This is a genomic window from Geobacillus stearothermophilus ATCC 12980 (assembly GCF_030369615.1).
In the GTDB taxonomy this organism is placed as follows: domain Bacteria; phylum Bacillota; class Bacilli; order Bacillales; family Anoxybacillaceae; genus Geobacillus; species Geobacillus stearothermophilus.
Window position 1 is genome coordinate 1,677,506 of record NZ_CP128494.1, and the last position, 20,930, is coordinate 1,698,435.

The 20,930-nt window shown below is 56.5% G+C and carries 22 protein-coding genes and 1 pseudogene; 1 reads left to right on the forward strand and 22 read right to left on the reverse strand.

All coding sequences use genetic code 11. The features are described from left to right. Positions 1-14 precede the first annotated feature (14 nt). From panC to QSJ10_RS09085, 9 genes are all read right to left on the reverse strand, one after another. Positions 15-884: a pantoate--beta-alanine ligase gene (gene panC, locus QSJ10_RS09045; RefSeq protein WP_033014059.1), complete on the reverse strand. Its 870-nt coding sequence runs from the start codon at positions 882-884 to the stop codon at positions 15-17. Then, complete coding sequence (gene panB, locus QSJ10_RS09050; RefSeq protein ID WP_033010092.1) at positions 884-1,720, reverse strand: 3-methyl-2-oxobutanoate hydroxymethyltransferase; 837 nt, start codon at positions 1,718-1,720, stop codon at positions 884-886. Before panB ends, panC begins: the two co-directional genes overlap by 1 nt. 265 nt (positions 1,721-1,985) lie before the next feature. Further along, positions 1,986-2,975, reverse strand: coding sequence for a bifunctional biotin--[acetyl-CoA-carboxylase] synthetase/biotin operon repressor (locus tag QSJ10_RS09055; protein WP_033014022.1), 990 nt, complete (start codon positions 2,973-2,975; stop codon positions 1,986-1,988). Then, positions 2,933-4,147, reverse strand: a complete 1,215-nt coding sequence (locus QSJ10_RS09060) for a CCA tRNA nucleotidyltransferase (protein WP_033014021.1) — start codon at positions 4,145-4,147, stop codon at positions 2,933-2,935. The genes QSJ10_RS09055 and QSJ10_RS09060 overlap by 43 nt, the downstream gene beginning before the upstream one ends. Then, entirely contained in the window at positions 4,147-5,280 is a 1,134-nt protein-coding gene (gene bshA, locus QSJ10_RS09065) for an N-acetyl-alpha-D-glucosaminyl L-malate synthase BshA (protein ID WP_049624829.1), read from the reverse strand. The genes QSJ10_RS09060 and bshA overlap by 1 nt, the downstream gene beginning before the upstream one ends. After that, positions 5,277-5,987 carry a bacillithiol biosynthesis deacetylase BshB1 gene (gene bshB1, locus QSJ10_RS09070; protein ID WP_033014019.1) on the reverse strand — a complete coding sequence of 237 codons (711 nt, stop codon included), beginning with the start codon at positions 5,985-5,987 and terminating at the stop codon, positions 5,277-5,279. Before bshB1 ends, bshA begins: the two co-directional genes overlap by 4 nt. Positions 5,988-5,992: 5 nt before the next feature. Further along, positions 5,993-6,427: a methylglyoxal synthase gene (mgsA, locus tag QSJ10_RS09075; protein ID WP_033014018.1), complete on the reverse strand. Its 435-nt coding sequence runs from the start codon at positions 6,425-6,427 to the stop codon at positions 5,993-5,995. Positions 6,428-6,457: 30 nt separating this feature from the next. Beyond that, complete coding sequence (dapB, locus tag QSJ10_RS09080) at positions 6,458-7,255, reverse strand: 4-hydroxy-tetrahydrodipicolinate reductase (RefSeq protein WP_033014017.1); 798 nt, start codon at positions 7,253-7,255, stop codon at positions 6,458-6,460. Then, positions 7,252-7,587 carry a nucleotide pyrophosphohydrolase gene (locus QSJ10_RS09085; protein WP_033014058.1) on the reverse strand — a complete coding sequence of 112 codons (336 nt, stop codon included), beginning with the start codon at positions 7,585-7,587 and terminating at the stop codon, positions 7,252-7,254. Before QSJ10_RS09085 ends, dapB begins: the two co-directional genes overlap by 4 nt. Positions 7,588-7,746: 159 nt before the next feature. Here QSJ10_RS09085 and QSJ10_RS09090 point away from each other — a divergent pair, with 159 nt between their 5' ends. Beyond that, the gene (locus QSJ10_RS09090) at positions 7,747-8,619 is read left to right on the forward strand and encodes a YitT family protein (RefSeq protein WP_033014057.1); all 873 of its coding nucleotides are present in this window, start codon (positions 7,747-7,749) and stop codon (positions 8,617-8,619) included. Positions 8,620-8,734: 115 nt separating this feature from the next. On the opposite strand, the pseudogene ypjB reads toward QSJ10_RS09090, so the two are convergent. The 13 genes and pseudogenes from ypjB to trpB form a co-directional block, all read right to left on the reverse strand. Beyond that, positions 8,735-9,524 (reverse strand): annotated as a pseudogene (gene ypjB / locus QSJ10_RS09095) (sporulation protein YpjB). Positions 9,525-9,613: 89 nt separating this feature from the next. Next, a complete protein-coding gene (gene lhaT, locus QSJ10_RS09105; RefSeq protein ID WP_033014015.1) occupies positions 9,614-10,237 on the reverse strand; it encodes a lipoprotein heptaprenylglyceryl N-acetyltransferase LhaT in 624 nt (207 codons plus the stop codon). A gap of 77 nt (positions 10,238-10,314) precedes the next feature. Beyond that, on the reverse strand, positions 10,315-11,079 hold the full coding sequence (locus tag QSJ10_RS09110; protein ID WP_033014013.1) for a menaquinol-cytochrome c reductase cytochrome b/c subunit: 765 nt from the start codon (positions 11,077-11,079) through the stop codon (positions 10,315-10,317). A gap of 49 nt (positions 11,080-11,128) precedes the next feature. Then, positions 11,129-11,803, reverse strand: coding sequence for a menaquinol-cytochrome c reductase cytochrome b subunit (qcrB, locus tag QSJ10_RS09115; RefSeq protein ID WP_011231676.1), 675 nt, complete (start codon positions 11,801-11,803; stop codon positions 11,129-11,131). A gap of 3 nt (positions 11,804-11,806) precedes the next feature. Then, positions 11,807-12,316 (reverse strand): Rieske (2Fe-2S) protein, encoded by a 510-nt coding sequence (locus QSJ10_RS09120; RefSeq protein ID WP_033014012.1) that lies wholly within the window; start codon positions 12,314-12,316, stop codon positions 11,807-11,809. Between the two features lie 145 nt (positions 12,317-12,461). Next, positions 12,462-12,917: a YpiF family protein gene (locus QSJ10_RS09125; RefSeq protein WP_033014011.1), complete on the reverse strand. Its 456-nt coding sequence runs from the start codon at positions 12,915-12,917 to the stop codon at positions 12,462-12,464. An 86-nt stretch (positions 12,918-13,003) separates the two neighbouring features. Next, positions 13,004-13,537, reverse strand: coding sequence for a ReoY family proteolytic degradation factor (locus QSJ10_RS09130; protein WP_033014010.1), 534 nt, complete (start codon positions 13,535-13,537; stop codon positions 13,004-13,006). A gap of 56 nt (positions 13,538-13,593) precedes the next feature. Continuing rightward, complete coding sequence (locus QSJ10_RS09135; RefSeq protein ID WP_053532474.1) at positions 13,594-14,850, reverse strand: tetratricopeptide repeat protein; 1,257 nt, start codon at positions 14,848-14,850, stop codon at positions 13,594-13,596. A gap of 329 nt (positions 14,851-15,179) precedes the next feature. Then, positions 15,180-16,469 carry a 3-phosphoshikimate 1-carboxyvinyltransferase gene (gene aroA / locus QSJ10_RS09140; protein WP_053532476.1) on the reverse strand — a complete coding sequence of 430 codons (1,290 nt, stop codon included), beginning with the start codon at positions 16,467-16,469 and terminating at the stop codon, positions 15,180-15,182. Positions 16,470-16,497: 28 nt separating this feature from the next. Continuing rightward, entirely contained in the window at positions 16,498-17,601 is a 1,104-nt protein-coding gene (locus QSJ10_RS09145) for a prephenate dehydrogenase (protein ID WP_033014007.1), read from the reverse strand. A gap of 89 nt (positions 17,602-17,690) precedes the next feature. Further along, positions 17,691-18,788 (reverse strand): histidinol-phosphate transaminase, encoded by a 1,098-nt coding sequence (hisC, locus tag QSJ10_RS09150; RefSeq protein WP_049624825.1) that lies wholly within the window; start codon positions 18,786-18,788, stop codon positions 17,691-17,693. Positions 18,789-18,820: 32 nt separating this feature from the next. Continuing rightward, a complete protein-coding gene (gene trpA / locus QSJ10_RS09155) occupies positions 18,821-19,630 on the reverse strand; it encodes a tryptophan synthase subunit alpha (protein WP_049624824.1) in 810 nt (269 codons plus the stop codon). Continuing rightward, entirely contained in the window at positions 19,611-20,825 is a 1,215-nt protein-coding gene (gene trpB / locus QSJ10_RS09160; protein WP_049624823.1) for a tryptophan synthase subunit beta, read from the reverse strand. The genes trpA and trpB overlap by 20 nt, the downstream gene beginning before the upstream one ends. Between the last annotated feature and the right edge of the window lie 105 nt (positions 20,826-20,930).

A 20,930-nucleotide genomic window follows, 5' to 3' on the forward strand; every position in this document is an offset into this window, starting at 1 on the left:
GACGATCCCCCCTTTTACTCCCCTCGCCTGTCCGCTGCAGGCAACTCGACCATGATGTTATCGATCAAGCGGGCGCCCGCAAACCGGACGGCAACCGCAATGAGAACCGTTCCGGCGAGCGCCGAAAGCGGCGTTAAATCGGGATATGAGCATACTTCAACATAATCGATTTCCGCATGCGTATGCGCCTCAATATGCTCCCGCACGAGGCGGCGGATGGCTTCCGCGTTCCGCTCCCCGCGGTCAACAGCCGCTGCTGCGGCCTTAAGCGCCTCGTAGAGCGCCGGCGCTTCCTTTCGCTCCTGCGGCGATAAATAAACGTTGCGCGAGCTTTTCGCCAGCCCGTCGGTCTCGCGCACCGTCGGCACCGGCACGAGCTCGATCGGAAAATTAAAGTCGCGGATTAAGCCGGCGACAACGGCCACCTGCTGGGCGTCTTTCATCCCGAAATAGGCGCGGTCCGGCATGACGATATTGAACAGCTTAATGAGCACGGTCGCCACGCCGTCGAAATGACCGGGCCGCGACCGCCCACACAACACATCGGTGCGCGCCTTGACGACCGCTTGCACCGAGAGCGGCGCCGGATACATTTCGTCCACCTCCGGGTGAAACAATACGTCCACGCCATGCTGGCCGGCGATGCGCCGGTCGCGCTCAAAATCGCGCGGGTAGCGGGCAAAATCTTCGTTCGGTCCAAACTGAAGCGGGTTAACAAAAATGCTGAGCACAACGATATCGTTCTCTTCGCGCGCCCGGTCGATGAGCGCGGCGTGCCCATCGTGCAAATAGCCCATCGTCGGGACGAACCCAATCGTTTTTCCTTCGCGGCGATATTGGCGCATCAACGCCTGCATTGTCGCAATGCGGTCGACAACGATCATCATTGCTTTCCTCCGTATAACGCCACCCATTCTTCTTCCTTCATGGTAAACGCGTGCGCCGGCTCTGGAAACTGTCGCAGTTTGACATCGGCGACATAGTTGGCCAATGCCTGGACGACGGCATCTTGAATGACGGCGTATTGTTTGACAAACTTCGGCACACGGTCAACACCGTAGCCGAGCACATCATGATACACGAGCACTTGGCCGTCCACCTCGGCCCCGGCGCCGATGCCGATGACAGGAATATGAAGCTCCCGGGCAATGGCGGCGCCAAGCTGCCTTGGCACGCATTCGAGCACCAAGGCGATCGCGCCCGCTTGTTCGCACTGTTTCGCATCATCCATAAGCTTTTTGGCGCTTTCCGCATCTTTGCCTTGCACTTTGTAGCCGCCGAGGACGCCGACCGACTGCGGTGTCAGCCCGAGGTGGGCGACGACCGGCACGCCGGCTTTCGTCAGCGCGGCGATGACGCCGGTAACTTCATCGGCTCCTTCCACTTTGACGGCGTTCGCCCCCGATTGCTGCATGATGCGCCGGGCGTTTTGCAACGCTTCCTCTTTCGACGCATGGTAGGACATAAACGGCATGTCCGTGACGACAAACGTGTTGGGCGCGCCCCGCCGCACCGCCTTCGTATGATGAATCATGTCCTCAACCGTCACCGGAATCGTCGAGTCATAGCCGAGCACGACCATGCCGAGCGAGTCGCCGACCAAAATCATGTCCACCCCGGCTTGCTCCGCGAGCTTGGCCGATGGAAAATCATAGGCGGTCACCATGACGATGGGCTCGCCTGTCTGTTTCATGCGAAAAAAATCCGTTTTCGTCTTCACATTGACTCCCTCCCCTTTTGTTGCAGAGGAGGTGACGCGACCGAAACAAAACGTCCTTCTTTCCCGCCTTGAGAAAGAAGGACGCCATAAACCGCCGTCGGTTTCGTTCACCCCTCTGTCCCAGTCCTTCGAGTAAGGATCAAGGCAGATCGTCTCAACCATTTATTCATGTTGCCAGCCTCGGTGCAGCTCTTTCTTGACAAAGATACTGCCCTTTCCTCGCCTTGTATTTTAATAAAATTATCACAATTTTTCTAGTGGCAATTTACAACTGAATATCGGCTGAGTGAATATAATGGGTGTTTTGCTCCTCATCTTCGAGAATGAGCAGCCCGTCTTCGGTGATGCCGCGGGCGATGCCGCGAATCGTTCCGCCCAGCGTTCTTGCCGTCACCGGCTTGCCGATCGAAACCGCATACCCTTCCCAAAGAAGCTTGATGGGGCGGAAGCCGTGCGCCAAATATTGCTTATACAGCCGCTCGATGCGGAGCAAAATTTCTTGAATGAGCGGCGCGCGCTTGATGCGTTCGCCTTTTTCAATGGCAAGCGACGTGGCGATGGCGCGAATGTCCTCGGGAAATTGTTCCGCTGTTTGATTGACGTTAATGCCGATGCCGACGATGACCGAGCGGACGCGGTCGGGATCGGCCTGCAGCTCGGTTAAAATGCCGACGCCTTTTTTGCCGTGAAGCAAAATGTCGTTCGGCCATTTAATATCCGGGACAAGCCCGGTCACTTCTTGAATGGCTTGGCTAATGGCCACCGCCACAAGCATCGTCAATTGCGGCACCCGCTGCGGAGGGATGGGCGGGCGCAAAATAAGGCTCATCCAAATGCCGGTTCCTTTCGGAGAAAACCATTTCCGATCGAGGCGCCCGCGGCCGGCTTTTTGCTCTTCCGCGACGACCAGCGTCCCCTCCGGCGCCCCTTCGTACGCCAGCTTGGCGGCGATGCGCTGCGTGGAATCGACTTCCTCGAAAAAATGGATCGTATGGCCGAGCGTTTCCGTTTTCAGGCCGAGCTGGATTTCATTCGCCGTCACCTTATCCGGCGTGCTTACGATCCGATAGCCAAGGCGGCGCACCGCTTCGAGTTCAAAGCCTTCTTTGCGCAGCTCCTCGATGTGTTTCCATACGGCCGCCCGCGAACAGCCGAGCCGTTCGCTGATTTTTTGTCCCGACAAAAACTCGCCGTTCGCTTCTGCAAACAGCTCTAACAGTTTTTTTCGCGTGTCCGATTGCGCTCCATGAGCCATGCGTAAATCCGCTCCTTCTCGTTCTCGACTTCTCCGTTGACGACCGCCCGCCATATGGCGTCAAGCGCCTCTTTCACCCACGGGCCGGCCGGTTTCCCGACCCACTCGATCACGTCTTTTCCGTTGACCGCCAGCTCCCCTTTCGTTTTGATCGGCAAGGAGGCAAAGCGGCGGCGCAGTTTCTCATGCCATGGCCCAGGCGGCGCGCCGGTGAAGGCGGCGCGCACTGTTTCCACCGAGAGCGCCCGCTCAAGGCCGGCGGAAAACAGCTGTTCGTTCGTCCATGCTTCCGGCCGTGGAATGTCAGCCAACGCCGTCAAAATGGCGCCCGCTTCGTCGACCACTTTGTTCGGGAGCTTCCACGCGCGCAAAAACGGCCGGCTTTCCTGCACACCAAGCGCATGGCACAAAAGCGCCCACCGTTCTTCGCGCGCGGCAAGCCATGGCCAACGATAAGCCGCCGCCAGACGCAGTTGCTTCTCTTTCCCTGCCAAACCAGGCAAGTAAGCGTTCAATCCGGTTTCGGCCAACAGCGGCAGCGCCCTGGCGGCAAACGGACCGCCGAGCAGCTTTTCCATCTCCATCGTCATCCGCTCGACTGAAATGTGGGCCAAAAGCGGAGCGTTTTGGACGATCGCCTGTTCCGTATCCGGCGCAAGCGCAAATCCGAGCTGGCTGACAAAGCGAACGGCCCGCATCATGCGAAGCGCATCTTCACGAAACCGCTTTTCCGCCTCTCCGACGGTGCGAATGATTCGCCGGCGAATCGCCTCTCGCCCTCCAAACGGATCAATGATAGTCCCATATTCGTCCATGGCGATGGCATTCATCGTAAAATCGCGCCGTTTTAAGTCTTCCTCAAGCGAGCGGACAAACGTCACCGACTCCGGACGGCGGTAGTCCTCATAGTCGCCGTCCGTGCGAAATGTTGTCACTTCATACGCTTTTCCTTTATGGACAACGACGACCGTGCCGTGTTTCGAGCCGACATCGATCGTCTTTGGAAAAATCGCCATAACGTCTTCCGGCAAGGCGCTTGTCGCAATATCCACATCGCCGATCGGGCGTCCAAGCAGCAAATCACGCACCGCTCCGCCGACGAAATAGGCGTCATAGCCATGCTGTTTCAGCTGTTGAATGATGCCGAGCGCCTCTTGAAACGGCGGTTTCATCATTTCACCTTCCTTGCGGCGAGCGAAATGTACAGCTGTTCATATTGCCCGACGATGTCGGACGAACGAAACTTTTGCTCGACCGTTTGCACGGCCTGGCGCGCCATCTCTTGATGAAGGCGGCGGTCGGTCAGCAGCATAAGCGTCCGCCGAGCCGCTTCTTCAACATCGCCAAGCGGACATAAAAACCCGCTTTTTCCGTCTTCGATCACTTCCGGAATGCCGCCGATGGCGGTGCCGATGCACGGAACGCCGCACGCCATCGCTTCGAGCAGGACAAGCCCGAAGCTTTCTTTTTCCGACAAGAGCATCATCACATCGCTGATCGAGTACAGCTCTTCGAGTTTGTCCTGTTTCCCCAAAAATCGGACATCGCCGTTGAGCCCGAGCTCTTTGACAAGCCGGCAGACGACGGTCATTTCTGGGCCGTCGCCGACAAGCAAGAGCTTGGCCGGCATATGGCGGCGGACGATGGCAAACGCCCGCACGACATCGGGCACGCGCTTCACTTTCCGAAAGTTGGAGACATGGATCACGACCTTTTCCTGTTCACTGATGCCGTATTCCCGCCGCAAATGGCCGGCCTCCCGACGGCGGTACACGCGTTCGTCGACAAAGTTGTACACCGTATAGATCGGTTTTTGCACATCGAGCAACTCGTACGTCTGCCGCACGAGGGCGTCAGACACCGCGGTGACGATATCGGACTGCTCAATGCCGAACTTGATCATGTCAGACAGCGACGGATCATAACCCAAGACGGTAATATCGGTGCCGTGCAGCGTCGTGACAATCGGCAGCTCGCCGACCATTTGTCGCGCCAGCACGGCGCAAACGGCGTGCGGGACGGCGTAATGGGCATGAAGCACATCGAGCCGTTCGCGCTTAGCCACCGCCGCGATTTTGTTGGCAAGGGCCAAATCGTACGGCGGATACTGAAAGACCGAATACTGATTGACGTTCACTTCATGGTAATAAATGTTTCCATATACTTTGTTCAACCGAAACGGCATGCTCGAGGAAATAAAATGGATCTCATGCCCTTTTTCGGCCAGCAGCTTGCCGAGCTCGGTGGCAACGACCCCTGAGCCTCCGACTGTCGGATAACAAACAATCCCGATTTTCAGCTTCATCGCGCCTCCTCGAATAAATCAAAAAGATGAATCGGCGTTTTGGACAAAAACCCTTCGGCATAGGCGGCGCCAATTTGCTGGCCAAACCAACGCTCGCGGCTTTCCACCGTCTCGATGTAGCCGTTTGTCAGCGGCGTGTCCACCGAACCGGGCCGCTTTTCAAATTGGCTTTCATACGCGCGCAGGCTCGCCAGCTTGTCGCCGACCGTCTCGCTAATATCGATCAGAAAATGCGGCCGTTCAAACGCATTGATCATGTAATAATACATAGCGCGGACGCGGTGGGCGTCGCCAAGCTCCCCGGCGCCGTAGCGGCGGATGCCGGCAGAAAAGACCGCCTCCTCGACAAGGCGGGCGCATTGCCCGTGGTCGGGATGACGGTCGACCCAATACGGAGCAAAGACGACGCGCGGGCGGTAGCGGCGGATGACCGACACGATGCGGCGAATCGCCTCTTCCCTGATCAAAAGGCCGCGATCCGGCAGCCCGAGGTTGAGGCGAAGCGCCACGCCAAGCCGCCGGGCCGCCTCGGCCGCCTCTTTCTGCCGCTCGTCGACCGTGCCGTTGGACGACAGCTCCGCCTTCGTCAAATCGCAAATGATCACCCGAAAACCGCGGCGCGTGTATTTGGCGATCGTTCCGCCCATGCCGATTTCAACATCATCCGGATGGGCGCCAAACGCCAATAAATCACACGTTTCCGTCATCGCTGTCACCTTTCTGTTTTCGATTCCTCCCCGCCTTTTGTTCGGCCGCGCACAATGCTGCGCCATGCCAAATCGCCGCGCTCCAACGCACGGATGAGCAGCTCGGCCGTACCGATGTTCGTCGCCAACGGCACGGCATAGACGTCGCAAAGGCGCATCAACGCGCTGATGTCCGGCTCGTGCGGCTGGGCGGTCAGCGGGTCGCGGAAAAAAATGACAAGGTCCATTTCATTGCGGGCGATCATCGCCCCAATTTCTTGGTCGCCCCCGTACGGTCCGGACTGGAAGCGGTGGACGGCAAGGCCGGTCGCCTCCTGAATGCGCAGCCCGGTCGTGCCGGTGGCATACAGTTCATGGTTGGCCAGCACGGGCGCATAGGCGGTCGCAAAGGCGACCATGTCCTCTTTTTTCTTGTCGTGGGCAATCAAGGCGATTTTCACGTTCCCCCTCCCTCGTTTGCGCAAGCCGCGCTATTCTAAAATATGTTCAAGCCCATACACAAGCGTATGTAAATGCATGACCGTCTCGACGGCAAGCTTCACCCCGGACATAAATGAACTCCGATGAAACGAGTCATGGCGGATCGTCAACGTCTGACCGTCGCCGCCAAAAATGACTTCTTGATGGGCGACAAACCCCGGCAGGCGGACGCTGTGGATCGGAATGCCGTCGTACGCGGCTCCGCGCGCCCCTTCAAGCGTTTCTTTTTCGTCCGGATGACCTTGCTTTTTCGACGGACGGACCTCGGCGATGAGCTGCGCCGTTTTCAACGCCGTTCCGGACGGAGCATCCAGCTTTTGGTCATGGTGCAGCTCGATAATTTCTACATCCGTGAAATATTTGGCCGCCATGCGGGCGAATTTCATCATCAGCACCGCGCCGATGGCAAAGTTGGGCGCGATGATGGCGCCGATGTTGTTCGCCTCAGCGAGTTCGGTCAGCCGCTCGATCTCTTCCGGCGTGAATCCCGTCGTGCCGACAACCGGACGAACGCCGTAACGCAGCGCCAGCTCCGCATGCCGCTTTCCAACTTCCGGCGTCGTCAAATCGATGAGCACATCCGGCTTCACCTCGACAAAGCAACGGGCGGCATCGGTGTAAATGGGGGCATTGACGCCGGCAAACCCTTCGATGTCAGCCAAATTTTGGCCATCATAGCGGCGGTCAATGACCGCAGCCAGCTCGAAATGATCTGTTTTTTGCACGAGCGCCACCGCCTCGCGGCCCATGCGGCCGCGCGGCCCCGCGATGACGATGCGAATCGTCATGATTGTTCCTCCTTCCGCGTCCAGCGGTCGCGGTCGCGGGTGCGAAACTTGTCCATCACCCGATCGTGCGCCGCCTGCAAATCAATGCCGAGCGAATTGGCAAAACAAATGAGCACAAACAGCAAATCGCCCAGCTCTTCTTCCACCGTTTTTTCTTGTTCGGTCGCCTTTTTCGGTTTTTCCCCGTAGTAGTGGTTCACCTCTCGCGCCAGTTCGCCGAGCTCTTCGGTCAGCCGCGCCAGCATGGCGAGAGGGCTGAAATAGCCTTCCTTAAACTGGCTGATGTATTCGTCTACTTCACGCTGCATCTGTTTCATCGTTTTCTCCTGCATGGCCATCACCTCGCCTGTTTCCATGTTAACGAAAAGCAGCGCATTTGACAAATGTTTTCGCCTTGTGCCAAATCATCGCGCTTCCGCGCCATCATTGCCTGGGCGGACAAGTTCCTCTATAATGAAGACGCCGACTATTTTTGCGGACGGAGGGACGATATGGTTTTCGGCTTAAAGATCAAAAACAGTTTGTTTATTTTGCTCGGCGCTGCCATTTTTGCCTTTGGGCTCGTCCATTTCAACATGCAAAACAACTTGGCGGAAGGCGGCTTCACCGGCATTACGCTTCTTCTTTATTTTTTGTTTGGTTTTGATCCGGCCATCACCAACCTGGCGCTCAATATTCCGCTCTTTTTGATCGGTTGGAGGTTGCTCGGCCGCCAGACGTTTCTTTATACTGTCATCGGCACGGTCGCGGTTTCCATTTTTTTATCGATCTTCCAACGCTACATGATCCATATGCCGCTCCGTCACGACATGACGCTGGCAGCGCTGTTTGCCGGCGTGTTTATCGGCGTCGGCCTCGGCATTATTTTCCGCTACGGCGGCACAACCGGCGGCGTCGACATTATCGCCCGCCTCGTCCATAAATACAAAGGCATCAGCATGGGCAAAACGATGTTTGCCTTTGACGCCGCCGTCATCACGTTGTCGCTTCTTCTTTACCTGTCATACCGCGAGGCGATGTATACGTTGGTCGCCGTCTTTATCGCCGCCCGGGTCATTGATTTTCTGCAGGAAGGCGGCTATGCGGCAAAAGGGGCGACCATCATCTCAGAAAAAAGCGAAGAGATCGCCAACCGGATCTTGACAGAGATGGAGCGCGGCGTCACTGTGCTCAAAGGGCGCGGCTCGTATACGAAACGCGACCGTGACGTGCTGTATTGCGTCGTGGCCAAAAACGAATTGCCCCGCCTCAAAAGCGTCATTATGTCCGTCGATCCGCACGCCTTTGTCGCGGTCACCGATGTGCACGACGTGCTCGGCGAAGGGTTTACGCTAGATGAGCACAAGCGGCCGCTGGAGCAATAAGGACTGAGTCCCTGTCCTCAACATCTCGGGGCATGCCCGGCTTGCCAGGTGCCGCGCAGCCGTCAAAATAAAAAAGAGGGGGAAACCATTCCCCCTCTTGAAAGCAAGCCGGCTCCTATTCTTCCGGCTGCCGCGCCCGCTTCGCCTCTTTTTCTCCTCTGTACTTCCGCCAGCCGACATACGTCAACGTTAAGACGATCATTCCACCGGTCGAAATCATGACCCAAATGAGCGACGGGTCGGCTTCGTCCTTTTTCACCCCGTCAAACAACGCTTCTATATTGCGGCGCGCGGCAGCAAGCTGCTCGCGCTGCTCGCTTTGGCCAAGCCGCCAAAACGAAGCGCCTTGCAGCACTTCGAGGTCATGGTCGACCTTTTTCGCTTCTTCCGGAGGCACATCGATTTTCACGCTCGGCTCAATCAAGGCATAGCGATCCATAAACTGGCGAAGGGCAGCCGCATACGCCTTCCTCTCTCCGCGCTCCGCCGCCTGTTCCATCACGGCAAACGCCTCCATGACGGCGGGTTCCATCTCGGACCAGAGCGGTTGATAGGTGGAGTGAACAGCATCGACGACAAGGCGGAACTGTGTAAGAGCAGCGACCTTGCCCTCGTCTGGAATCGGCGCTGTCATGGCTTTGACGGCATGTTCGTGCGTGACAGTCACCGCCCGCAGCTCATCGGCCGTTTTCAACCGTTTTTTTCGCCTCAAGGGCAAAAAATCGTTCAGAAAAATAGAGGAGCACCTCTTTTGCTTCGGCAAAACGCTCGTTTTTCCCTAACTGCAGCGCCTCGTCGGAAATATCGTCCAGCTGCTCCCAACCGCTTGGTCGTCCGGCCGCGCCAACGAGCGCTGGCCATAAAAAGATGAACGATAACAACATGGCCAGCCCGATTCGTTTCATCATCGTCCCTCCCTCATTCATTACTACAATGTATGAAGGAGTGGACAAGAGTAGACCAAGGAACCGCCATCAAGACGCGGCTGAATTTTCTATTCCGCTTTCGGACGGAAATCGATGCGGCCGCCTGGCAAAAGCGGCTGCCGCCGCACGCGGATGCCAAGCCAATACGCAGCGGCAATGGAAGCCATGCTCAACCAAAAGGTAAAATAGCCAATTTGATCGGCGTATCGTTCCAACATATGGTAACGAGGCATCATGCCAAACACGTAATCGATGACATCGTTATGCAGCGTCCAAACCGCCGCCAAGGCGAGATGGACGGAGCGAAATCGATAAAACGAAGCGTACAGTGCGCCTTCGACCGCCATCGCCCCGTGCGACACAACGAGCATCCAGCCAGCCCAATCGAGCGTCCCCGTGACGCGCCAAACGAGCACGTTCATGACGACGGCCCAAATCCCGTATTTGACAAGCGTCACCAACGCGAGCGCCTCAAACAGCGGCGAGGATCGGCCCAGCAGCCAAGCGGCGAGGACGAGCACAAAAAAAAGGCTCGCCGTCGGGCTGTCGGGAACAAACGGCAAAAAGACGGGCGGCGTCTCCGCAAGTTGATAGCGGTACCAATAATAGCCGTAAACGGTGCCGGCGGCATTCACGAACAACAGCAACCAAACAACCGGCCGGGCGGCCAATATTGCATAAAGCCATGCCATCATCTGCACCTCGCCTCGGTTTCATGTTAGCACGAAAAAAGCTGACTAACGCGAGTCAGCTTTCCGTGCCGAACGAATTATTCCGCTTTTAAGCCGGCGATGAATTCCGCCATTTTTTTCAGCTCTTCATCCGTGCCTTTAAAAATGCCACCTGGCATGTTGCCTTTCCCTTCTTTGGCGATCTTCGCGATCTCTTCCGGCGTCAAGCCGGTGCCGATGAGCGACGGGCCGGCGCCGCCGGACAAGTTTTGTCCGTGACACGATGTACATGTGTTCGCTTGGGCGATTTTATAGCCTTCCGCGTTCGTATCAATTTCCACTTCCGCGCGAATTTTCCCTTGCTCAGCTGCTTTTTTCCAGTCGTGTGTAACGACCGCCTCCCATGTCAAATAAACAATAGATGCGAGCGCCAACAACATCATGCCGGTTGCCACCGGGCGCTTCCAAGGACGGCGCTCCGGACCGCGATCCAAAAACGGCGCCAGCAGCAAAGCGGCAAACGCCAGCCCCGGCATGACGATCGCACCGATAACCGTATACGGACCGGACGCATACGAGTATTTGAGCAATTGGTATAAGAACAAGAAATACCAGTCAGGCAGCGGCACGTACGTCGTGTCCGTCGGGTCAGCGATCCGCTCAAGCGGCGACGGGTGGGCGACCGTCAAGCATAAGAAACCGACGAGAAAGACCGAACCGACCAACCATTCCTTGAGCAGGAAGTTCGGCCAAAACACTTCCGTTTTCCCGGGATATTCTGAATAGTCCTTCGGAATATTCGGTTTTCTTACCGCGGGAACACGGGAATCGCCGACGAATTTCATTCCTTTTCCGCGATGCATTGCGTGATTCCCTCCTTTTTTCTATCGCCTCGAAACGCGGGCCGACCGATCATAGCGGACCGGAAATGCCTTGTCTACGAATCATTAAAAAGTGCGCTGCCATTAAGCCGAGCAAAGCGGCCGGCAAGAAGAAGACGTGAATGGCAAAAAAGCGCGTCAACGTTTGCGCGCCGACAATTTCCGGATCTCCAGCCAACAGCGTTTTGATCGCCGGACCGATAAGCGGCGTCGCCTCCGCGATTTGCAAACCGACTTTCGTCGCGAACAGCGCTTTCATATCCCATGGCAACAAGTAACCGGTAAAGCCAAGACCCATCATCACCATAAAGATCAATACGCCGACGATCCAGTTCATCTCGCGCGGCTTTTTATACGCCCCTTGGAAAAAGACGCGCAACGTATGTAAGAACATCATGACGATGACAAGGCTCGCCCCCCAGTGGTGCATGCCGCGCACAATTTGGCCGAACGCTACTTCGTTTTGCAAATAATACACCGATTCCCATGCGTTTTTAATATCCGGGACGTAGTACATCGTCAAAAACATGCCCGACAAAATTTGAATGACCGTGACAAAAAACGTCAGTCCGCCGAAACAATAGACAAAGGCGGAAAAATGGTGGGCCGGGTTGACGTGCTCCGGAACTTCGTGATCGGCGATATCCCGCCATAAAGGCGTAATATCTAAGCGTTCATCAACCCAGTCATACAGCTTGTTTAACACGCATTACGCCTCCTTTCTTGGTTTCGCCTTGCCTAAATACAGCTTTCCGTCTTTAACTTTGTACTCGTAACGGTCAAGCGGCGCTTGCGGCGGCGTCCCCGGAACGTTCGTGCCGTCTTTCGTGTAGAGACCGTAGTGGCATGGACAGAAAAAATGGTTCGGATGCTCTTTATCCGTGTTCCAGTCAACCGTACAGCCAAGGTGTTTGCAAATCGGCGACAGGGCGATAATGTCCCCCTTTTCATCCTTGTACACCCAAGCTGATTTCGGCTCTTCCGACTCGTACCAAGCGTCTTTCACCTTCACTTTAAAGTCGAAGCGCTTCGGTTCGGTCGTAATTTCTTTGACGTCCGCCACCGCGACCATCTCCGTCCCTGCTTCATCCTTCAAGACCGGATCGAAAGCAAAACGGAGCATCGGCATCAGCATTCCTGCCGCCATAAAACCGCCGACGCCGGTCAGCGTGTAGTTTAAAAACTGACGTCTCGTTACACGATGTTTGTTGTCGCTCATCGTCTTCCCCCCTCTATGCAAAATCAAGTCCGCACCAGACGATTGTATGTATAACAACATATAAAAAACTAGGACATTCTAATGATAGCTCAATTGCTAGACAAGGTCAATATCGCAGGCGGCAAAACGTCGGACTTTGCCCAGCTTACCTTTTTGTCCAGCAGCTGACGAAAAAGCGGATCAGCTCAGCCGCCTGCTCCTTGACGAGTTCGTGCCTGTACGATTCCTCCATGTTCTCGAGCGGAACGTCCGGAACGAGCCAAACGCGGTCAGCTTCTTCGCCCTCTTGCCACGCCGGGTCACACGTCACGTAAAACACATGCTTCATCCCCTCCTGTCCAAGCCGGCTTGTCCAGCCCGCCAGCCGCTCTGCCAGCGATGGCCGCGGCTCATCGGCAAAATACACAAACGCCGGCAGCAAAAACACACGGCCTCTCAGCTGCCGCTCAGCCTCGGCGGCCACAAGCCCGACGAGCTCCCCGCCCGAGGCGAGCCGCCTCGCTCTTTGGTCGATGGCCACCGGCAAAAGCGGAACGAGTGCCGTATCAATGTAGTCGCGCTCTTTTTCGTAGATGGCGACGTCCCCGCTTGTCCATTTCATCGTTACTCCCCTTTGCCATAAAGTTCGTTCCTTATCACCATACCATATTTTTCGACAAAAGAAAAACCTTGCCGGCGGCAAGGTTTTTACAATTTGTTTAATTCATCGGTCAGGCGGCGGAACGCCTCTTCATCATGGCGGTCGAGCGCCTCGTCAATCAGCTTCATGAGCCGCCCGCGCCGGAATTCGTAAATGGAGCGTTCCAAAAACTGCTCGGCGAGGCGCTGGTCGTTTTCGCTCACTTGCGCCTGTTTGGGCGCGTGCGGATTTTCCTCAAGCACGGCGACATATTGCGGCGAATGAAAAGAAGCGCGGAAATTCAGTTGAATGTAAATATCTTCGTCGCGGTTTAAACGGATGTCATGGAACGATTTCTCTGCATCGGTTGTCATCACATTCCCTTTGTAGAAGCGAAACGGCACGTCATCCACGCAATGGGTCGACATCACGATGCCGCGCGGGCAATATTGGGCGTTCTCGACAAAGTGCACCTTTTGCATCAATTGGTCGTGGCTCATCAAATAGTTTAAAATCCAGACGCATTCGCGCCGTTTCAACTGATAGTGGCTTAAAAACCAACGGATGAATTCTTTTTTTTCATTGACGGATACGTGCGTCATTGTGCGCTTCCCCCTCGATCGGTTTCCAAGAAAGAGGTTCGATCACCGCTTCTCCCCTACTCCTCGAGCTCAAGCAGCATCTCGGCCGCTTCCGTATGGCTTGGGTCGAGAGCAACAATTTGTTGAAATATTTCTCTCGCTGCGGCCCGATTTCCTTCTTCGATGAGAAAATATCCGTACTCTTCGAGAAAATCGACGTTATGCTTAAAGAAATTATATGCCTCGGCGTAATGGTTTAATGCATCATCATACAGCTCCAACCGGTGTTTGGCGCGCCCTAAATCCCACTCAAACTGCGGATCATACTCGCCGTCGGCCATCGCCCGCTCGAGGAGCGACACGACGTCCTCATAGCGTTGCTCATGAAGCCAAAGCGCCGATAACACCGTCAGCGCCTCGACATAGCCATTGTCGATTTCAAGCGCCTTTTGCAATTGCTCTTCCGCTTCGGCCGGTTTGTTCAGTTTCAGCGCGAGCTTGCCGGCATACAGGCGGAGCTCTTTGTTCCATTCATCGATGTTGATGCCTTCCCGCACCGTTTCGTAGCTTTTTTGAAGCTGGCCTTCCTGTTCATACGCTTTGGCCAAATATAAGTAAAGCGGAGCATAGTCAGGATCAAGCTCTTTTAAGGCGCCAAGCTTGTCAATGGCCGTTTGCGTATAGCCGGCCTGCAAGGCGGTGAACCCATAGGCGAACAGCGTCCGGCTGTCCGTTTTTTCGTTAAGCGCCGCCTCATAGTGCGGAAGCGCCGCCTCAAACTCCCCGATGCGGCTGAGCGACTCGGCGAGCCGTTCAGCGACCAAAACGCCGGCGATCTCCCGGTTCGTTTTCCTCACTTGTTCATAAAGCGGCACGCTTTTGGCGTACTCGCCGAGCGAAAAGTACAACTCCGCTAAGGCGAATTGCACGACTGGTTCATCCGGCGCTTTCTCGTACGCTTGTTTTAGCTTCCGTTCGCTGACTTCGGTCAGCCCTTGCATTTCATACAGGTCCGCCGCAAGCAGGCACGCCCGGACGAATTGCGGATCGTCTTCGCTGATGTCCATCAAAATGGCGAGCGCTTCGTCTTCAGCTTCAAGCTCGGTATACACTTCCGCCAAAAACAGACGGACGTCGCCATCGTCCGGATAGCGGCTGGCCAGTTCCTCGAGCAGCTCTTTTGCCTCCTCGAGCATCCCCCATGAGTATAGACAGTCGGCCAGCGTATATTTTTCCTCATCACTGCTGTACTTTTTCACTTTTGGCACAAGCGCCAACGCTTCGTCAACATTTCCGTTTTCCACTAGACGAATGATTTGTTCAACACGTGTCATGGTTTCGAAACCTCTCTTACAACGACAAGTAGGTTGCCTGACAGGGCGGCGCTTCCCGCCCTCGCTGTCCGCATTGGTATGTACCGGCACAACGGGAACATGTTTTATCATAATCGACAATCGCCGTTTCGGCAACCGATCCGCTCGCCAACCGCGCCGCACCAGCTGCTGGGTAATGTATCCGCTTTCAAAAAGCGGCGCCAATTATTCCTCTTATTGACAACATATGAACGGACAATGCAAAATATGACCGCCCGCCCGCTTGGGGCGGGGGCATCAACAGCCGGCGGGTTCACTCCCGCTTTCGCTCCATCCTTGGACGTTCGTTCTCACCCGTTTACTAAAGAGCGCAAATCAGAGAAAAACGCCGGGTACGAGACAGCGACCGCCTCCGGACGCTCAAGACGGACCGTGCCTTTGGCGCAGCAGGCGGCGATGGCGAGCATCATGCCGATCCGGTGGTCGCCATGGCTGTCTACGACGATCCCATCGGCCGCGAGCGGCGTTTTGCCGCGGATGATCATGCCGTCATCGGTCGCTTCAATATCGGCGCCGAACTTTTTCAGCTCCGTAACAACTGTATCGATTCGGTTCGTCTCTTTTACTTTCAATTCACTGGCGTCTTTAATGACCGTCGTCCCCTCGGCTTGCGTCGCGAGCAAGGCGATGATGGGGATTTCATCGATCAACCTTGGAATCAAGTCGCCGCCAATTTCGACGGCGCCAAGCGCCGACGTGCGGACCGTGATGTCGCCGACCGGCTCTGTGTCCTCATGGCGGACATGTTCAATTGCAATCTCAGCGCCCATTTGTGTGAGCACGTCAATAATGCCGGTCCGCGTCGGATTTAGGCCGACGTTTTTCAGCGTAATTTCGCTGTTCGGCACAATGGCCCCTGCGGCAAGGAAAAAGGCGGCCGAGGAAATGTCGCCGGGAACGTAAACGTGCGTTCCGCGCAAACGCTGCGGACCGGCGACCGAGACGGTCAAGCCATCCACTTTCATCTCGCCGCCGAACAGCCGAACCATCCGCTCCGTATGATCGCGCGAGCGGTGCGGCTCGGTCACAGACGTCACCCCGTCGGCAAACAAGCCGGCAAGCAAAATCGCCGATTTCACTTGAGCACTTGCGATCGGCGAGGTGTAGCGAAGCGGACGAAGAGCACCGCCGCGGATGGAAAGCGGCGTATAATTCCCGCCATCGCGCCCGTCAATGTGCGCTCCCATTTCGCGAAGCGGCTTCGTCACTCGCGCCATCGGCCGCTTGGCGATCGACTCATCGCCGATGAGACAGGCGTGAAACGGCTGCCCGGCCAAAATACCTAAAAGCAGGCGCGCCGTGGTGCCGGAGTTGCCGACATCAAGCACAGCACTTGGCTCACGCAGCCCACCCGGCCCCGCTCCTTCAACCACAACATGCGTCCCGTCCCGGCGGATGTCGACGCCAAGGCGGCGGAAACAATCGATCGTGCTTAAACAATCGGCGCCGGACAAAAAGTGATCGATGACCGTCCGGCCGGAAGCGAGCGCCCCAAGCATGACGGCGCGGTGGGAAATCGATTTGTCGCCGGGCACTTCAAGCGTCCCCCGGAGCGATGACACGTTCGTTGGCAGCTGCATGCAACATCCCTCCATTGTTTTTTCGTTGCTATCCTTCATATGTCGCATAGTTCGTATGCTTAGCGAGGCACGCCTTCGCCCGCGCCCGGTCGTCTTCGCTTTGGAAGCTGAGGCGGAGCACCCCGTAAATTTCTTCGCGCGTCTCAATAATGCGAATGTTAGTAATGCTGATGTTTTCCTGCGCCAAATAGCCGGTCACCTCGGAAATGACGCCCGGGTAGTCCGGCACATCGACATACAAATCGTAAAACGACGGGATCGCTCCTTTCGTCCGCGCCGGCAGCCCATCGCGAAACTGCTTGGCTTCGAGAAAGTAATGGTAAATGGCGATGCTGTTTTCTTCCTCGACAAACGAGCGCAGCCGCTCCATCTCCGCCATCCAGCGGTCAAACAGCGCGAGCATCTCGCGTTTATTATGAATGAGAATATCGCGCCACATTTCCGGATTGCTCGATGCAATGCGCGTAATATCGCGAAAGCCGCCGGCCGCAAGCCGGCTGACAAGAGCGTTTTTGCTTTCGTACTCGCGCGCCTGATGGACGAGGCTGGCGGCAATCAAGTGCGGAAAATGGCTGATCACCCCAGTGATGCGGTCATGCTCTTCCGGCGTTAACACGACAAACTGCGCCTTCGTCCCGGAAAGCCATTGTTTTAGCGTTTCCACCCGTTCGAGCGGCACATCATCCGTCGGCGTCAAAATGTAAAAGGCGTTTTCAAACAAATGGGCGCGGGCGGCCGCCACCCCGCTTTTATGCGATCCGGCCATCGGATGGCCGCCGATAAACGCCACGCCCGCCTCCAACAGACGGCGCGCGCCTTGGACGATGCGCTGCTTCGTGCTGCCAACATCGGTGACGATCGCACCGCGCTTCAGCTGCTCAATCGGCATGGCGGCTAAAATCGATTCGGTCTGCATGACCGGAGTGGCAAGAACAATCAAATCCGCGGCGGCAAACCCATCCTCAAGCGTGCGAGCTGTTTCGTCAATCATCTTAAGCGAACGCGCCAAACCAAGCTGATGGCCGTTGACATCGTAGCCGATGACGACTGCTGCTGGATGCGCCTTTTTAATGGCTAAGGCGATCGACCCGCCGATTAAGCCGAGGCCGACGATAAACACGTTTCCTTCCAATGGTCTCACCTTCTTTGTATGTAAACATACGCCCGCTGCTTCTGAAAAGCAACGGGCTCATCGTTCCGCCTGGGCGGCCGCGAAGCCGGTCAGGCGAGCTGTTTTTCCCGCAGCATGCTGGCAATCGTTTCAAACACTCGGTCGTTTTGCTCTTTCGTGCCAATCGTGACGCGCACACCGGTCGGCAAACCGAGGGCCCGGCCGGAGCGGACGATCACGCCCCGCTCGAGCAAATATTGAAACACCTCATTGCCATCAATGCCGAAATCGATAAATACAAAATTTGTTTGCGACGGATAGTACTTGAGGCCGTGCTCGTCGCAAAAGCGGTAATACCGCTCGAGTTCGGCGCGGTTTCGTTCGACGCAGGCGCGGAGGAACGCCTGGTCATCGAGCGCAGCCGCCGCGGCCGCTTGAGCGACGGTTGACGTGTTAAACGGCTCGCGCGCCGGTTCAACGGCGCGGATGAGCGCTTCGCTGGCGATGCCGTAGCCGATACGGAGCGCGGCGAGCCCGTACGCCTTTGAAAACGTGCGCATCACCACGAGCTGGCTGTATTCATTTAAAAGCGGCACCGTCTGTGGATAATCGGGAGCCGTGACGTATTCATAATACGCTTCATCCAACACGACAAGCACATGCGGCGGCACGCGGTCCAAAAAGGCGCGCAATTCCGTTTCGTTCACATACGTGCCGGTCGGGTTGTTCGGGTTGCAAATCCAAACGAGGCGCGTCCGTTCATCGATGGCAGACAGCATCGCCTCTAAGTTATGGCGCCCGTCGACAAGCGGCACTTCGCGCACTTCCGCCCGCTCGATGACCGCGTTATGGCGATATTGCGGAAATGTCGGCGCCGCCATCACCGTATTCGTGCCCGGCTCCAAAAAGGCGCGGCAAAAAATTTGCACAACTTCATCCGAGCCGTTGCCAAACAAAAGCTGCGTTTCCTTGACGCCAAGATGCGTTGCCACCTTTTCGCGCAGCGTGCGGGCGTAGCCGTCCGGATAAACGGCAAGACGGTCAAGCTCGGCGGCGATGGCCGCTTTGGCCGCCGGCGACGACCCATACGGATTTTCATTGGAAGCTAGTTTAATAATATCAGAAAGGCCGTATTCCCGCTTCACTTCCTCAATCGATTTTCCCGGCTGGTATGGGGGAAGTCCCCGAAGCTGCTCTTTCACTTGCATTCGCGTTGCCAACTCCTTCATCATCGGAACTTTTAGCGCAAAGAACACGGCGCGTGAAGCGGCGCGGCGAGCGAGCGGGCGTAGGCGGCAAACTCGGCGATGGCCGCTTCTTTTTCTTCCGGCGCCAGCAGCCGTTCCCCCAACTGTTCCACTTTTTGCACAAGGGCGCTGCCGATGACGACGCCATCGCACACCTCTTTCAGCATCGCCACTTGTTCGGGCGTGGAGATGCCGAACCCGACAGCGACCGGCACACGGCTATGCCGCTTGACTTCACTGACAAAATCGCCAAGCGACTCCGGCAACGTTTCGCGCACACCGGTGACGCCAAGCGAGGAAACGCAATACAAAAACCCTTGCGCTGCCGAAGCGATCCGCTCAATCCGCTGCTTTGACGTCGGCGCGACGAGCGAAATGAGCGGAAGGCCAAACCGCTCGCCCAGTTCGCGGAGCGGACCGCTTTCTTCAAACGGCAAATCGGGAATGAGCACGCCGTTGGCGCCATTTTCCCGCGCTAAAGCAAAAAAGGATTCTTCTCCTAATTGTAACACAGGATTGTAATACGTAAAGAGAATAATCGGAATGGTTACCCCCTTTTTTCGCATTTCGGCGACGAGATGAATGGCTTTCGGCAACGTCATGTTCCCGGCAAGCGCCCGGGCGGCGGCGCGCTGGATCGTCGGTCCGTCGGCGAGCGGGTCGGAGTACGGCACGCCAAGCTCCAATAGATCGGCGCCGGCCTCCTCAAGCGCCAAGGCCAAATCCATCGTCACCTCAGGCGACGGGTCGCCGGCGACAATAAAGGGAATAAACAGCGGCGGATTAACGGATAGCAGCAACATCTTCACCTTCTTTCGCGCCAAGATGGCGCATCATCGTTTGCACGTCTTTATCGCCGCGGCCGGACAGGCAAATGAGCACCGTTTCATCCGGCGACATCGCTTGGGCGAGCTCCACGGCTTTCGCCACCGCATGGGCCGACTCAATCGCCGGAATGATGCCTTCTGTTTGCGCCAGCAGCCGAAACGCCGCGACCGCTTCCTCGTCGGTCACGCTTTCGTAGCGGACGCGGCCGATGCTCGCTAAATAGGCATGCTCCGGACCGACGCCGGGGTAATCGAGGCCGGCTGAGATCGAGTACGGCTCGACAATTTGCCCGTACTCATCCTGCAGCAAGTACGTCATCGCCCCGTGGATGACCCCTTTCGTCCCTTTCGTGATCGTCGCGGCATGGTAAGGGGTGTCAATGCCTTTGCCGGCGGCTTCCACCCCGACAAGGCGGACGTCATCTTGCAAAAACGGGTAAAACATGCCGATGGCGTTGCTGCCGCCGCCAACGCAAGCGACGATGACATCGGGCAGCTTCCCTTCGCAGGCGAGAAACTGCTCTTTCGCCTCATCGCCAATGATGCGTTGAAACTCGCGCACCATTTTCGGGTACGGGTGCGGGCCGACCACCGAGCCGATCATGTAAAAATGGTCGTCGCAATGGGCGACCCAATAGCGAATCGCCTCGTTTGTCGCGTCTTTCAACGTCCGGTTGCCGCTTGAGACCGGCACCACTTCCGCGCCAAGCAGCTTCATGCGAAATACGTTCAACTCTTGCCGCTTGATGTCTTCCTCTCCCATAAAGACGATGCAGTCCATCCCGAAATGGGCCGCCACGGTCGCGGCCGCCACCCCATGTTGGCCGGCGCCGGTTTCCGCGATCAGCTTTTTCTTGCCCATCCGTTTCGCCAAAAGCGCCTGGCCGATGGCATTGTTGATTTTATGGGCGCCGGTATGGTTTAAATCTTCGCGCTTTAAATACATTTTCGCGCCGCCAAGCTGCCGTGTCAAATTCGGCGCGAACGTGAGCGGAGTCGGCCGCCCGGAGTAGTGCTGCAAAATGCGGATATATTCTTGTTTGAACGATTCGTCCGCCAGCGCTTTGTCAAGCTCTGCTTCGATTTCCTCAAGCGGAAGCATGAGCGTCTCCGGGATAAACTTGCCGCCGAAATCGCCAAACCGCCCATGTTCATTCGGAACGCGTTCCATCACTCATCCCCACCTTCTTGTTTCCAAACGTGAAACATGCTCCAACGTTGTCTGGGCATGTGTTCGCTGCGGTTTCGAAAACATCCTTTGTTTCTTTAGCCCAAT

What these genes read in the sequence shown, in the direction of transcription:
- dapB (WP_033014017.1), bottom strand. Translation starts at nt 7,255, where the DNA reads ATGACGATTCGCATCGTCATCGCGGGGCCGCGCGGCCGCATGGGCCGC.
- QSJ10_RS09110 (WP_033014013.1), bottom strand. Translation starts at nt 11,079, where the DNA reads ATGCATCGCGGAAAAGGAATGAAATTCGTCGGCGATTCCCGTGTTCCC.
- QSJ10_RS09090 (WP_033014057.1), top strand. Translation starts at nt 7,747, where the DNA reads ATGGTTTTCGGCTTAAAGATCAAAAACAGTTTGTTTATTTTGCTCGGC.
- QSJ10_RS09085 (WP_033014058.1), bottom strand. Translation starts at nt 7,587, where the DNA reads ATGCAGGAGAAAACGATGAAACAGATGCAGCGTGAAGTAGACGAATAC.
- panC (WP_033014059.1), bottom strand. Translation starts at nt 884, where the DNA reads ATGATCGTTGTCGACCGCATTGCGACAATGCAGGCGTTGATGCGCCAA.
- QSJ10_RS09060 (WP_033014021.1), bottom strand. Translation starts at nt 4,147, where the DNA reads ATGAAACCGCCGTTTCAAGAGGCGCTCGGCATCATTCAACAGCTGAAA.
- QSJ10_RS09055 (WP_033014022.1), bottom strand. Translation starts at nt 2,975, where the DNA reads ATGGCTCATGGAGCGCAATCGGACACGCGAAAAAAACTGTTAGAGCTG.
- hisC (WP_049624825.1), bottom strand. Translation starts at nt 18,788, where the DNA reads ATGCAAGTGAAAGAGCAGCTTCGGGGACTTCCCCCATACCAGCCGGGA.
- trpA (WP_049624824.1), bottom strand. Translation starts at nt 19,630, where the DNA reads ATGTTGCTGCTATCCGTTAATCCGCCGCTGTTTATTCCCTTTATTGTC.
- QSJ10_RS09135 (WP_053532474.1), bottom strand. Translation starts at nt 14,850, where the DNA reads ATGACACGTGTTGAACAAATCATTCGTCTAGTGGAAAACGGAAATGTT.
- lhaT (WP_033014015.1), bottom strand. Translation starts at nt 10,237, where the DNA reads ATGGCATGGCTTTATGCAATATTGGCCGCCCGGCCGGTTGTTTGGTTG.
- bshA (WP_049624829.1), bottom strand. Translation starts at nt 5,280, where the DNA reads ATGAAGCTGAAAATCGGGATTGTTTGTTATCCGACAGTCGGAGGCTCA.
- QSJ10_RS09125 (WP_033014011.1), bottom strand. Translation starts at nt 12,917, where the DNA reads ATGAAATGGACAAGCGGGGACGTCGCCATCTACGAAAAAGAGCGCGAC.
- bshB1 (WP_033014019.1), bottom strand. Translation starts at nt 5,987, where the DNA reads ATGACGGAAACGTGTGATTTATTGGCGTTTGGCGCCCATCCGGATGAT.
- QSJ10_RS09120 (WP_033014012.1), bottom strand. Translation starts at nt 12,316, where the DNA reads ATGAGCGACAACAAACATCGTGTAACGAGACGTCAGTTTTTAAACTAC.
- aroA (WP_053532476.1), bottom strand. Translation starts at nt 16,469, where the DNA reads ATGCAGCTGCCAACGAACGTGTCATCGCTCCGGGGGACGCTTGAAGTG.
- trpB (WP_049624823.1), bottom strand. Translation starts at nt 20,825, where the DNA reads ATGGAACGCGTTCCGAATGAACATGGGCGGTTTGGCGATTTCGGCGGC.
- QSJ10_RS09130 (WP_033014010.1), bottom strand. Translation starts at nt 13,537, where the DNA reads ATGACGCACGTATCCGTCAATGAAAAAAAAGAATTCATCCGTTGGTTT.